Genomic DNA, 13,160 nt, shown 5'->3' on the forward strand with positions numbered 1-13,160 from the left:
TTAAGTGTGCGCAACCCTTTTTTACAAAAAAGTTGAATTTTTTTGTTTTTTTTCTGAAATCCCCTTAATTGCGGTCTTTACCCACTCATTTTTATGCTGTGCAATCGTCTTATAACCGATGTGGTTACGGTAATCTGTCCAGAAATGCTTATGTAAAATCGGTCTGCCAATCTCCTCTGGCTGTAAAGCACGCATTGATAAGCTGATCTTTTGATTGTATTCATCAATCCCCATTACAACAACGTCAACTTTATCTCCAACCTTATACTTACTATTAAGATCAGATACAAAGCCATGTTTCAATTCTGAGATGTGAATCAATCCTTGGTGTTCATCATCAAGCTTTACAAAGACACCATATGATTGAATACCTGATATAGTTCCAGTTAGTCTATCTCCAATTCGCATTGCTTTTCCTCCCTTTTTGATTTTCATTTGTGTAACAATGTATCTATAGATTATATAACAGAAAATGGTGACTAAGATTATGAATGATAAAATTTACGACATTTCCATTATTGGCGGTGGTCCTGCTGGTATGTTTGCTGCCTACTTTGCACGTTTACGAAATCTCAAGGTAGCATTAATAGAAAGTTTACCAAAACTTGGCGGTCAACCAGAAACACTTTATGCTCAAAAGCACATTTACGATGTAGCTGCCTTACCGAAAGTATCAGGAACTGATTTAACTAAACAACTCAATGAACAATTAAGCATTATGAACTGTGATCAATACTTAAAAACTTCTGTTTCTTCTATAGATAGAAAAGATGACATCTGGGTTCTAACGACTAATCAAGAAACTATCTATACTAAAGCTCTTATTATTGCTATCGGTAATGGAGCATTCAAGCCTCGGAAATTGACCTTCGATTATGACCCTATTATAGAAGAAAACAATCTCGACTACTTCGTTAATGACCTAGCGGACTTCAAGAATAAGGACGTTGTCGTTGCTGGCGGTGGTGACTCAGCCGTTGATTGGTCAATTGATTTATCTAAAATTGCTAGCCATACATCCCTAGTTCATCGTCGCAATAAGTATCGCGCTATGGAATCAAGTGTTGATAAACTCAATCAATCGACAGTTGAACAACTTAACCCTTATATTATTAAAGGTCTTGATTTCAATCCCGACGATCATAATAAAATTGACGTAACCTTGAAAATGATTAAGTCGAACGAAACTAAAGTTGTCACCGTCGATAAGTTACTAGTTAACTATGGCTTTGTATCAGATTCCAAGATTCTACGTGACTGGAACGTTGAATTAAATGGTCCCTTCATCAAAGTCACACAAGAAATGGAAACTAATTTGCCAAATGTCTTTGCTATTGGTGATATCGTAACTTATCCTGGTAAATTACAATTGATTGCAACTGCTTTTGCTGAAGGTCCGATTGCGGTTACTAAAGCCTTACGTAATCTCTATCCTGACAAAGATTACTTCGAACACAGCACATCCCTTTTTGAAAAATAATCTTTAATTTACATTAATTTTAAAGTTATTTTAAGTTATGCTGGTATAATGAAGTTTAATTTGAATTCTGGAGTTGATTGATTGAGTTACATAATGGGTTTGGTTGATTTTATCTTGCACATTGATCATCATATGGTCAATATCGTGAATAACTTCGGCCTTTGGACATATTTAATACTGTTTCTGATTATCTTTATTGAAACCGGAGTTGTTATCTTACCATTCCTACCGGGAGATTCATTGATCTTTGCGGCTATGGCTTTAGCAGCTAATCCAAAATACGGTTTGTTAGCTTGGTTGATGTTTATTATCTTCTTAGCAGCTGCCGTCTTAGGGGATTCAATGAACTATGAGATTGGTGAACATTTCGGTGAGTACGCGACGAGGAATAAATACCTTGGAAAACTCATCAATAAGGACCACTTGGATGAAGCGCATCATTTCTTTGAGAAACATGGTGGTAAAACAATTGCTATCGGTCGTTTCATTCCTTTAATTAGAACTTTCGTACCTTTCGTTGCTGGTAGTGGAACAATGCACTACGGAACATTCTTGAAATACAATTTCATTGGAGCATTCCTTTGGGTTCTGGTTTGTTCAGCCGCTGGTTACCTCTTCGGTAATATCCCAGTCGTACAAGACCACTTCTCAATGATTATCATTGGTATCGTCTTAGTTTCATTGATTCCAATTTTAATCACTGCCATTAAAAATAGTAAAAAGAAAAAAGCTTAGGAAATTTTTCCTAAGCTTTTTTTTGTCGTGCTTTCCAAAAGTTTAATCCTTCAAACATAATGAAGAATAAGATGAAACATTGAGTAAAGAACTCCTCTGGTAAAACATTAATGATTGGGTCCTTCTCCGGATCAAACAACCAATCGCTATTCCTAAAGAGCACTTCGTGAAAGACAACGAAGAATTCATCAAAGTTCAGCATCATTAAAATCGCTAAGACGATTCCAAAAATACCAATCCATAAAAAGATACGATTGAACCGTGCGCGGATTTTATGAAACTTCGCCACAATGATACCTGTCCCAATGAAGACACCAAAGTTCAATAAGAAGAGTTTTTTAACATCATAAAAATGAAGTCGCCCAGCAGCTGACGAGCTAAAGTTACTCAAATGCCACTGCCAATTAAAGGGATTAATCAAATAATCCATCATCTGAGCGTAATTCTTCATTATTGTGCCGTATTTCATCCCCACAGCCTGCTCTAAGTAATAATGCTTAATAGCGACCGCAAACAAAGGATAACTGGCAAATATCGTCACTGTGATAGCCATAGTCAGCAAAAAGAATGCTAATGCAACTGTGTACAATAGATCCTTTTGCGAATTAGACATCCCACTGATCCAGACTTTCTACTTGATGAGTTGGTTTAATTGGAGCATTATCGATATCTTCATGGGTACTGACACCAGTGTTGACCCACAAAGTATCAACATCAGCGTTAATTCCACATTTAATATCAGTATTGTAATTATCACCAACCATGACAGCCTTTTTCGGATCAAAATCACGTGCCTTAACAGCAAAGTCGATAATGTCACGTTCTGGCTTTCCAATATAATGAGCCTTTTGTTGAGTTGATGTTTCAACTAATGAAATTACTGACCCAGCACCAGGTACGAGTCCGCGTTCATTAGGCAAGTTTGTATCAGCATTAGTTCCAATAAAGAAGGCTCCACGTTTGATAGCCAAAGTAGCTAATTCGAATTTATGATAAGTCACATCATAGTCCAAACCAACGATGACAACGTCAGGGTCAACTTCATTTAACTTAATGCCTGTACCAAAGACAGCACTCTTCAAACCATATTCACCGATTACATAAGCACTGTGATTTTCAATATCGTCACCAAACATATTTTTAATATAAGCAGCTGTTGCTAATGATGGTGTCAAAACTTGGTCAGCTTGAGCTGTGATTTGGTGATTATTCATCAAATTATCAGCCACTTGCTGAGGAGTCTTAGTTGTATTGTTAGTTAAGAAATAATACTCAATTCCTGCGTTGTTCAAATTGTCGATGAAAACTTTAGCTTCAGGAATCTTATCCTTACCACGATACATTGTTCCATCTAAATCTATTAAATATGTTTGATACTTCATTTATTCTTTTCACCTATTTTTCTAATTTTAAAAGTTTTCTTCGCTGAAGTAGTTGTTTTCTTAGTCGTACGACGTTTGGAAACTTTATTCTTTCGACGTTGATTATTGTGTGGCTTATTTGGTTTATTTTCAGTCTTAACATGGTTCGTTGTCCGCGTACGGAATCTATGACTGTGTGAACTGTGATTGTTATTTTTCCGACGATTATTTTTCAACGGAGCTTTCTTAACTTTCTCCAATACAAAATAAGCACATCCAAAATTACAATACTCCAACAAATAGTCTTCCAAATGTGAAATACGATTGTCTAAGGTAGCTTCATTTCGTTCGTCTTCATAAAAACCTTTAAAGCGCAACTGATCATAACCCCAGTCACCAACAATATAATCATATTTATCAAGCACGTTGTTATAACGTTCTTCAATACGTTCTTCACTAAAACCATTATCATGGTTTTCTACTATTCGATATTGTTTTTTGTCGATAGAAATCAAATTATCTTCCAACTTAATCACATCGACCAATTTAGTAGCAGTGGTGTTATCCTCAACTTCTTGCAAGTAATCACCTCAAATCGGATATTTTTTACTTAAGTAATCAGCGAATACGCCACGCAAAAATTCTGGATACATAATTTCATTGTTACCCGAAATCTCAATTGATGGGAAATACGGTACAAATAAGTAGTGATCCAATAATGCTAGAGTATATTCTTGATTCTTGTCTAGTTCTTTACCATTTATGTAAACATTTCGTTTGCTATCAATCTCAATGCCACGATAAACTAGTTCGCCAAATATCTTACCACGAAATCCCATTCCTTTTTGCATATGATTGCGTAAAAAGAGTCGATTCTTTTCCATTTCCATAACTAAGCGCCAAACATTATCACCAGTCATAGTTGTTTTCATAACATGAATCGCATGTGGCAAGACATCGTGTAAGTTTTTCTCAGTAACGATGCCCTTGGGTAAATCTTCCAAAAAGAGCCCTGAACTCAATACAGCTACATCAGTTTTGGCAAAATCTTGAACTGCTGTTAAAGCTTCTTGCATGATTGAATGCTTAGCTTGATAGTCCGTGCTCAATGTTTCAGGTAAATTAGCCACTTGCTTTTGATCTAATAGTTTTTCTCCTCGATCAAATTGGCGTTCAATCCAAGCAGCATCTTCTGGCAATTCCTTTAAAGTGGCCGTTTTTACTGTGTATGCAGATTTAGCAGTAATTTGTTTTTGATCATTAAGTTCTAAGTTGATTGTCCCAACATGTTGACCATATTTACCGGCTGCAGCTAGTAAGACTCCATTATCGACTTCACCCTTTGGGAAAAGATGGTGCGTATGCGCACCAATAATGACATCAATTTCAGGATGTTTCTTAGCAATTAACCGATCCATTGAGACGCCTAAATGCGATAACAAAATAATGACATCGCAATCTTTTACTAATTCCAAAGATTTAGGTAACATTTCCTGAATCAGTTTAATGTCCCAATTCAACAATGGATAAGTCAAAATATATGGTGCAGTTAAGCCCATGAGACCAATCTTAGTCCCCTGTTTTGTCGTTATGATCTTCGCAGGTTCAGCAAAATCAGCCAAGCGTGAAGGATCATTTTCATAGAGATTATTCAAAATCACAGGAAAGTTAGCATGATCATATAGATGTTCCAAATGTTCATGACTATTGCCCAGTCCTTCATTATTACCAATTGTGGCAGCATCGTAATGAAGTGGATTCATCCATTCGATATTTGCCTGACCATTGGTTGCTTCACTCAATGGATGAGCTCGGTCCATGGCATCGCCAATGTCAAACAAATAAAAATTATCGGCAGTACTCTCTTGGCGCGATTGATTGATAAATCTTTCAAGCCGCGGAAAGTTTTCGAAGTGAGAATGTAAATCATTCGTATGAACTATTTGAATTTTTTCCATAATATCCTACTTTCTCTGTAATCTAGCCAAATCTTCTTTCTTCTTATCGTACATCTCTAAAATCTCTTCACCACGTAAAGGTGAACCCCAGGGCAAATCTTCTGATAAATAATCACGTTCAGGTGCATCCACACCAACATTGATATTTTCAGGAATCGGCACAGCATAGTGATGAATATGTCCATGCAAATTGATAATTTTATCAACCTTTCCTAACAACATTGGATAGTGAGTGCAATAAAATTGGTGGTGATCAAATTTCAATAACGAACCAACATCCTCAAATTCAAATCTTGATTTACCATCGGCCATCGTTTTATTGTGCTTATCCAAAAATTTAAAGAGTGAACGATAATCATGATTTCCTTTAATCAAAGTCATATGTCCATTCAATTGACGCAACATATCATAAGTTTCAGCATCAGTCGGCGTATTTTGTGGACGCATGGAAATATCACCTAAATGATAAACGCGGTCGTTTTCATCAACACGTGCATTCCAAGCATCAATCATTGCCTGATTCATTTCATCAACATTGCCAAAATGCCGTGGTGCAAAGTTGTTAGGCTCTAACAATTGATAGTGATAAAAATGCGTATCAGCTATAAAGTAATTCATTATTTCGTATCGTCTTCCTTTGAAATTATTCGGTTAGCTTTTAAAATTTCATTGAATGCATCACGAACCTTACCCTCAGGTTTGTCGTATTCAACCCATTCTTTTAAATTCATTGGTGGAACTGTATAATTTGCGTTGACGTAATCTTCATAGACACTGACAGCTGAAGAATGAGGAATATTAAGCTTCAAAATTCGAACCTCTTTAATCATTCCCAATTCAGCTGCTTTCTCTGCGCGACCATTCATAACAATGTTGGCCAATTCGTAGTATTTAGTGCCATCATTACGCGTAATTTGTTCAATAATATCTAAAGTTTGTTTCTCGTTATCCATTTATAAACCCTCACATTTAAATTATGCCGTTTCCAGAGCTGAGAGCATTCACCTGCTATGCGGACCGGTCCGAGCCAAGGTCTCGGACCTCGGTTTGAAGCCTTGCAAAACCAGCAAGTCTCCAAACACGCCCGGTGGTGTAAGAACGGCAAAAACAGCCGTCCTAACGCCACTCTCACAGCAGGTGAATGCTCTCAGTTCTTCCAACTAGTTTGTTTCATATTGACAGATAAAATCACCACTTCAACGTTATAATAGTTGAATTACTTATCTATAAAGTAATAGATAAATCTGTACTTATATTTGAATATCTGGATTTTTAAATAATTCCAACATAATATATACTCATATCATATTACTAATAAACTAGTCTTTGTGGCTTGCGCCCGGAGACGGCAGTGTAACCTTTACTTCTAGTATATAATATCTCAAAAATTAGGGAGTTAATTATGGTCTCAAAACGTTTTAATCTTCTCAAATTATCGCTAGCCTGCTTTATTTTTATCTTTGCTAGCGGTTTTACTGTTATTGGTCACCGTGGCGATCCTATCAATGCTCCAGAAGAAACTTTTGAAAGTTTTGATAAAGCTTTTTCTGAGGGTGCTGATTATGTCGAGCTTGACTTGCACGTGTCCAAAGACAATGTCTTGGTCGTCTCCCATGACCGTGACTTGGAGCGTGTTACTGGTACTTCGGAAATTGTTTCTGAACATAACTTCTCTGATTTAGCTCAACTTCACCAAAAGAACGGCGAACCTATTCATAGTTTGAACCAAATCTTTGAACATTACAAAAACAATCCTAAAGCTAAGTTTTTAATTGAAACAAAAAAGACTAAAAAGGGTAATCCACAAAATATGGAAGCCTTATTGAAACAAGTCATTGATCAATATGGTATGCAACACCGAGTTATGTTTCACTCCTTCTCAACTAAGAGTTTGGAAAATGAAGCTCAGCTCATGCCTGACATCCCTCGAATCTTCATTGCTGGAACAACTAAGCGAATCAATTTCGATATTTTGCAATACGTAACTGGGGTCAATCTTTCATCTAATATCGTGACACCACAAATTATCGACACGATGCACTTCATGGGTAAAAGTATTTATGTCTGGGATGAAATGAATGAAAGTCCTAAGAAATGGAATACTTTAATCAACATGCCCATTGATGGGGTTGTCACTAACTACCCTGCTACTGGTAATGAATATCGAGAATTAAAGGATCAATCTAAATCCGAAGCACTCAATCAAAATGTTTATTACATGAGTAGTCAAAAAGAAACTATTTACGAAAATCCTTATCGTTTAATTAAAACTGGTAAAAAAGTAAATCCACTGGACGGTTATCACATTACTAACATCATCAAATTTAACGGTGAAAAATACGTCCAATTAGGCGAAAACAAATTTGCTAATGCGACTGGTTTTAACTCGGAATATTCATTGCGTGATTTACGACAATACTTCGGTTCTAGTGCTATTTTTAGAAATCAACAACCAAACAACTTCCTATATAGTGATCCGACAGATCCTAACTCGATTGTTAACCGCCTGGAAATTAATAAACCACAGCGGATCATTACCATTCAAAAATACGGCACACAAACATGGTTGAAATTGAAAAATGGTTGGGTCAATGCTCATAATGTATTGATTCAGTTAAACCCCGAATCATATTTTGGTAACAACTCTTTGGATGGCTATCAAGATTTGCCTCGTGGTCAGAGAATCAAAAATATTGATTTACTACAAAATTTTGCCAAGCTTGAACCAACGACTGATCAAACTTTGAAAAATGCTGATTTAATTAGGGATTTCAACAACTTTTACGTTGATTTCTTCTTTAATAATGACAACGATTCCATAAATAAGATTTAGGTAAATTAGCCTTTAAGGGCAACCTTTGGTAAAATATAAAAAACTCGTGTGGAGGTCATATAATATATGTCTATAGATTGGGAGAAGGAAGTTTCACATCGTTCAGACGAACTGATAAATGATCTTTCTGAATTAGTAAGTATTGATAGTTCTAGAGATACAGAACACAAGACTAGCGATTATCCACTAGGACCTGGACCAGCAAAAGCATTACAAACATTTTTACACTTTGCGGATCGTGACGGCTTTAACACTAAGAACGTTGACAATCTTGCCGGAAGAATTGAACTTGGGGACAGTGACGACGCTATTGCCATCTTAGGTCATGTGGATGTCGTACCTGAAGGACCAGGTTGGAAGACTAATCCATTTGAACCAGTTATCAAAGACGGTAACTTTTATGCTCGTGGGGCTTCTGATGATAAAGGACCTAGTTTGGCCGCTTATTACGCAATGAAGATTATCAAGGAATTGAACCTACCCGCTAAAAAGAGTGTCCAATTAATTTTGGGGACTGATGAAGAGAGCGAATGGGTCGGCATCAATCACTATATGGAAAAAGAAACAATGCCTGAAACTGGTTTCTCACCTGATGCTGAATTTCCTGCTATCAATGGCGAAAAAGGAATTGTCTCATTTAGAGTTAATTTCCCAACACCTACAATTGGCTTAGTTAAAAAGGTTGTTGCCGGTATCAGACCTAACATGGTCCCACAAAATGCTGACGCTGAATTAGATACTACCGTTGTTTCAGCTGACGATATCAAATCTAAGTTAACTGACTTTTTAGCTGCTAACCCCGAGGTTAAAGGTAGTGTCACAGTTGATGGTGATGTTGCTTCAGTTAAAATCATTGGTAAAGGTGCACATGCCATGGAACCATTCAATGGTATCAACGCCGCTACTTACCTAGCTAAATTCTTAACTACTTTAACTTTGAATGACAGTGAAAAAGTTTACTTCTCATTTATCGCTAATGATTTGCATCTTGATTTTGCTGGTCAACATCTTGGCATTGCAAACAAAGACGACGTTATGGGCGAATTAACACTCTCACCTAACATCTACGAATATGATGCAGACAAAGCCAATGTCTTATTGAATATCCGTTATCCAAAGGGTGACACTGGTGATACTCTGACTGAAAAGATCAACAAGGCTCTTCCAGCAAATGTTTCAGCTGTTATCGAAGGTCACAACCAATTACCACATTTCGTTGATGCGGATGATCCATTGGTCCAAGCTCTTGTTGGTGCTTATCGTGATCACACAGATGACGACACTGAACCATTTACTGTTGGTGGTGGTACTTATGGTCGAATCCTCAAACATGGTATTGCCTATGGTGCAATGTTCCCTGGTGACGAAAATGTCATGCACCAACCTAATGAATATATTAATATTGATAAATTATTGAAGTCGACTGCTATATACGCCGACGCCATTTACCGCTTGATTAAATAACGAATTTAAAAGTTCTGTAGAGGTTCTTTTCTACGGAACTTTTTTTGTTTTTACACTTCTAAATCAATTTTATTATATAATTACGGTATGTAACTTTTTAAGGGAGCTTATTTAAAAGTGAAAAATTTATGGAATAGCATTGTCAACAGCTTCAAAAGTATCAAGAGCTGGTCTGATTTTGCTAAGAAAGCTAATCTAACGATTGAAGTTATTCGAAGAATCGTGCTCTACTCAATTGCGGGTCTAGCCATTCTTCTTAGCTTAGCAATTGGTTTAGGAATGGGATATGTTTCTGCACTAACGAACCAAGTTAGCGTCCCTACTAAACACGAGATGCAAACAGAACTTCAAGACGTTAATAATTCGGCTACTTTATATTTTGCCAATGGCGAAAAAGTTGAAAGTCTCCAAAAGGACCTTGAAGGTAAGAAAATTCCCCTTTCTGAGATGTCACCTTACCTGAAGAAAGCTATCGTCTCAACCGAAGATAGTGACTTCTATCGTCATAAAGGTGTCGTACCAAAGTCTATTTTTAGAGCTATTATCTCTGATGTAACTGGTATCGGTGCACAAACTGGTGGATCAACTTTGACTCAACAGACTGTTAAGATGCAAATGTTGTCTTCAGAAACGACTTGGAAACGTAAGGCAGTCGAAATCTTCTTAGCTATGCGTGTTGATAAATACTTCAGCAAGCAAGAGATTTTGGAAGATTATCTAAACGCTGCCACTTTTGGTCGTAATAACAAAGGCCAAAACATTCAAGGTGTTCAAGCAGCTGCTCAAGGACTCTTTGGGAAAAATGCTAGTGATTTGAACATTGCTGAATCAGCCTTTATTGCTGGTTTACCTCAAAGTCCATCCATCTATACACCTTATGACTACCGTGGTCGCATTAACGATGACAATAGTCTTGGTATGAAACGAAAAGATATCGTTTTGTATCGGATGTATCGTGACAAACAAATTACCGAAGCTCAATATAATGAGGCTCGTAAGTTTGATTTGAAACATGATTTCCTAAAAACTGCTAAAGCAAGTACTAAAGAAATCAAATATGGTTATGTCTATAATTTATTGACTGACCAAGCCAGAACCATCTTGATTAAACGTTTAGTTAAGAGTGATGGCCTCAAGTATAGTGATGTTGTCAAAGATGACAATCTTTACAAAAATTACTTAGCTCAAGCTGATAATGAGTTGCATAACAAGAATTACAAGATTCACAGTACCATTGATAAGAATATGTATATTGCCATGAATCAACAGGCTCAACAGTTTAAGGGCAACCTTGGAACTGTACATTCAGATACCGCAACTGATCCAACAACTGGTAAAACCGTTAAAGTATCTGAACCCGTTCAAAATGGTTCTGTTATGTTAGATAACAATACCGGAAAAGTTTTGGCATTCGTTGGTGGTGTTAACTTTAAGAAATCACAATTGAATCATGCTTTCGGTACTAATCGTTCTCCTGGTTCATCAATCAAGCCATTGATTACCTTTGCACCGGCGATTGAAAATGGTTTGATTGGTTCTCAAACAATGTTGGCCGATTTCAAGACTTCATTTAATAAATATTCACCTACTGACTATGGACAAACAATTCAAAACCGTTTTGTCTCAGCTCGTGAAACTTTGGAAGAATCATACAATATTCCATCTGTTAACTTGTATAACTACATTCAACAACATGGTGTTAGTTCTAAGAAGTACATGTCGAAGATGGGAATCAACTTATCCGACAAAGAATATCATCAGTTAGGTATTACATTAGGTGGTACTGCTAACGGTGTAACTGTCCTTCAACAAGCCAGTGCCTTTTCAACTTTTGCTAACAAAGGTGTTCACGTTGATCCATATGTTGTCTCTGACGTAACAGACCCTGCTGGCAAGACGATTTACAAGCACAAAGGTTCAAGTAAACGTGTCTTTAGTAAACAAACATCTTACATTATTAAGAATATGCTACATGGTGTTGTCACTAAAGGTACTGCTTCAGCATTATCATACGAGACTAACTTTAGTAACAAGAACCTCTTTGGTAAAACTGGTACTTCAAATGATTACCGTGATAACTGGTTCATTGGTAGTACACAAGGTGTCACAATTGCTTCATGGATTGGTTACGATAACTTCTATGGTAATAATTACAACTTAGCAAGTAATTCAACCGATATTAACCAAGAATTATGGGCTAATATGGCCAATTCACTTTATCAAGAAAACAAAGGTGTCTTTAAGACTAAAGAGTCATTCGATCGACCTGAAGGTGTTAAATCTTACAAGGTTGATAAAGAAACTGGTACTTATACTGGTTCTATTGGTTACAATGGTGTTACCGCTAAAGTTAATCAACATACAGCTAACTCCTTATACTACAAAGGAAGTCCTAGTGAAATGTCTTATAGCGACTTTGCCATTGGTGGTAAAGATAAAAACTACAAGCTATTCTGGGATAATTACTTTGGTCGTGATAATGGTTATGCTGTGGTTAAGCAACTCGGTTCTAATAGCAAATCAGCAGATGAATTAGCTAATGAAAATGGTAGTGGTCGTACTTCCGGATTCAGTAATAGTACCAATAGCAATGATTCTTCCGAAGTAACTACTAACAGCAACACAACAACAAGTTCCAATAGTGGTCGAACTAATTCAACAACCTCAAACGGTACAGCTGAAACAGGTACTGGTTCTGGTGCAGGATCAGGTTCCGGCACAGGTAGTGGTTCAGGTTCTTCTGGATCAGATAGCAATACCTCAACAGGTACCGGCTCCGGAGAAAGCAGCACTTCAACCGGCGATACCGTTTCAACTAGTCCAGAGACTGGTGAAACACCAACAGAATAATTCAAATATAAAAGCATCAAGTATTCTGATAAATTCAGTGTACTCGATGCTTTTTACCGTTATTCATATTTAATATTTCTCAACTCTGGAGACGGCCGTAAAAGAATCCAGCTTGAGAACCTTTTTATGATAGAATGAAAACGTTACTTTGATTTAAGGAGATCACTATGTATTTCAGTCCAAGCTTTTTACAAAACACGCTTTATATTGTTGCTGCAGTTTTAATCATCTTTATGATTGCTGTCATCACCTATAAAATTAAACATAATATCAAACTCTGGGATAGAACACTGACTTTAGCAGTGATTGTCCTCGTCAACACGTTATATTCCATTCTCGGCGGTTTTATTGACCTCCCCTATGAATTAAGTTCAGTTGTCACTGGCGGCCTCTCATTGGTTGCCTTTGGATATATCGTAGTTATCATTTGGGATTTACATAAACAACACAAAACAGATAACAAAACAGACTAAGCTTAG

Annotated in this window: 13 protein-coding genes; 6 read left to right on the forward strand and 7 right to left on the reverse strand. The window is 36.8% G+C overall.

The features are described from left to right. Window positions 1-21: 21 nt before the first annotated feature. Entirely contained in the window at window positions 22-408 is a 387-nt protein-coding gene (locus tag FD31_RS12915; RefSeq protein ID WP_235805372.1) for a CvfD/Ygs/GSP13 family RNA-binding post-transcriptional regulator, read from the reverse strand. Between the two features lie 79 nt (window positions 409-487). On the opposite strand from FD31_RS12915, the gene FD31_RS12920 reads away from it, so the two are divergent. Continuing rightward, complete coding sequence (locus FD31_RS12920; protein ID WP_057893199.1) at window positions 488-1,480, forward strand: NAD(P)/FAD-dependent oxidoreductase; 993 nt, start codon at window positions 488-490, stop codon at window positions 1,478-1,480. A 93-nt stretch (window positions 1,481-1,573) separates the two neighbouring features. Then, entirely contained in the window at window positions 1,574-2,215 is a 642-nt protein-coding gene (locus FD31_RS12925; protein ID WP_057893200.1) for a DedA family protein, read from the forward strand. A gap of 10 nt (window positions 2,216-2,225) precedes the next feature. Here the strand turns inward: FD31_RS12925 and FD31_RS12930 are convergent, their stop codons facing one another. From FD31_RS12930 to FD31_RS12955, 6 genes are read right to left on the reverse strand one after another with little or no spacing between them, the layout of a single operon-like run. After that, on the reverse strand, window positions 2,226-2,828 hold the full coding sequence (locus tag FD31_RS12930) for a TIGR01906 family membrane protein (protein ID WP_057893201.1): 603 nt from the start codon (window positions 2,826-2,828) through the stop codon (window positions 2,226-2,228). Then, window positions 2,821-3,597 (reverse strand): TIGR01457 family HAD-type hydrolase, encoded by a 777-nt coding sequence (locus tag FD31_RS12935; RefSeq protein WP_057893202.1) that lies wholly within the window; start codon window positions 3,595-3,597, stop codon window positions 2,821-2,823. Before FD31_RS12935 ends, FD31_RS12930 begins: the two co-directional genes overlap by 8 nt. Further along, window positions 3,594-4,157 (reverse strand): YutD family protein, encoded by a 564-nt coding sequence (locus FD31_RS12940; protein ID WP_057893203.1) that lies wholly within the window; start codon window positions 4,155-4,157, stop codon window positions 3,594-3,596. Before FD31_RS12940 ends, FD31_RS12935 begins: the two co-directional genes overlap by 4 nt. A 9-nt stretch (window positions 4,158-4,166) precedes the next feature. After that, window positions 4,167-5,534, reverse strand: coding sequence for a bifunctional metallophosphatase/5'-nucleotidase (locus FD31_RS12945; RefSeq protein ID WP_057893204.1), 1,368 nt, complete (start codon window positions 5,532-5,534; stop codon window positions 4,167-4,169). Window positions 5,535-5,540: 6 nt separating this feature from the next. Then, window positions 5,541-6,152 carry a metallophosphoesterase family protein gene (locus FD31_RS12950; RefSeq protein WP_057893205.1) on the reverse strand — a complete coding sequence of 204 codons (612 nt, stop codon included), beginning with the start codon at window positions 6,150-6,152 and terminating at the stop codon, window positions 5,541-5,543. Further along, window positions 6,152-6,487: a hypothetical protein gene (locus tag FD31_RS12955; protein ID WP_057893206.1), complete on the reverse strand. Its 336-nt coding sequence runs from the start codon at window positions 6,485-6,487 to the stop codon at window positions 6,152-6,154. The genes FD31_RS12950 and FD31_RS12955 overlap by 1 nt, the downstream gene beginning before the upstream one ends. 449 nt (window positions 6,488-6,936) lie before the next feature. Here FD31_RS12955 and FD31_RS12960 point away from each other — a divergent pair, with 449 nt between their 5' ends. The 4 genes from FD31_RS12960 (at window position 6,937) to FD31_RS12975 (ending at window position 13,154) form a co-directional block, all read left to right on the forward strand. After that, window positions 6,937-8,367 carry a glycerophosphodiester phosphodiesterase gene (locus FD31_RS12960; protein ID WP_057893207.1) on the forward strand — a complete coding sequence of 477 codons (1,431 nt, stop codon included), beginning with the start codon at window positions 6,937-6,939 and terminating at the stop codon, window positions 8,365-8,367. 66 nt (window positions 8,368-8,433) lie between these two features. Continuing rightward, on the forward strand, window positions 8,434-9,831 hold the full coding sequence (gene pepV / locus FD31_RS12965) for a dipeptidase PepV (protein WP_057893208.1): 1,398 nt from the start codon (window positions 8,434-8,436) through the stop codon (window positions 9,829-9,831). Window positions 9,832-9,948: 117 nt separating this feature from the next. Next, window positions 9,949-12,681, forward strand: a complete 2,733-nt coding sequence (locus FD31_RS12970) for a transglycosylase domain-containing protein (protein WP_057893209.1) — start codon at window positions 9,949-9,951, stop codon at window positions 12,679-12,681. Between the two features lie 167 nt (window positions 12,682-12,848). Further along, complete coding sequence (locus tag FD31_RS12975) at window positions 12,849-13,154, forward strand: hypothetical protein (RefSeq protein WP_057893210.1); 306 nt, start codon at window positions 12,849-12,851, stop codon at window positions 13,152-13,154. Window positions 13,155-13,160: the final 6 nt, after the last annotated feature.

Source organism: Companilactobacillus nantensis DSM 16982 (assembly GCF_001435815.1).
GTDB classification, from domain to species: Bacteria; Bacillota; Bacilli; order Lactobacillales; family Lactobacillaceae; genus Companilactobacillus; species Companilactobacillus nantensis.

Bases quoted from the DNA above. Each gene is read 5' to 3' on its own strand.
- FD31_RS12930 (WP_057893201.1), bottom strand. From the start codon at position 2,828: ATGTCTAATTCGCAAAAGGATCTATTGTACACAGTTGCATTAGCATTC.
- FD31_RS12975 (WP_057893210.1), top strand. From the start codon at position 12,849: ATGTATTTCAGTCCAAGCTTTTTACAAAACACGCTTTATATTGTTGCT.
- FD31_RS12935 (WP_057893202.1), bottom strand. From the start codon at position 3,597: ATGAAGTATCAAACATATTTAATAGATTTAGATGGAACAATGTATCGT.
- FD31_RS12925 (WP_057893200.1), top strand. From the start codon at position 1,574: ATGGGTTTGGTTGATTTTATCTTGCACATTGATCATCATATGGTCAAT.
- FD31_RS12920 (WP_057893199.1), top strand. From the start codon at position 488: ATGAATGATAAAATTTACGACATTTCCATTATTGGCGGTGGTCCTGCT.
- FD31_RS12945 (WP_057893204.1), bottom strand. From the start codon at position 5,534: ATGGAAAAAATTCAAATAGTTCATACGAATGATTTACATTCTCACTTC.
- FD31_RS12915 (WP_235805372.1), bottom strand. From the start codon at position 408: ATGCGAATTGGAGATAGACTAACTGGAACTATATCAGGTATTCAATCA.
- pepV (WP_057893208.1), top strand. From the start codon at position 8,434: ATGTCTATAGATTGGGAGAAGGAAGTTTCACATCGTTCAGACGAACTG.
- FD31_RS12955 (WP_057893206.1), bottom strand. From the start codon at position 6,487: ATGGATAACGAGAAACAAACTTTAGATATTATTGAACAAATTACGCGT.
- FD31_RS12960 (WP_057893207.1), top strand. From the start codon at position 6,937: ATGGTCTCAAAACGTTTTAATCTTCTCAAATTATCGCTAGCCTGCTTT.
- FD31_RS12950 (WP_057893205.1), bottom strand. From the start codon at position 6,152: ATGAATTACTTTATAGCTGATACGCATTTTTATCACTATCAATTGTTA.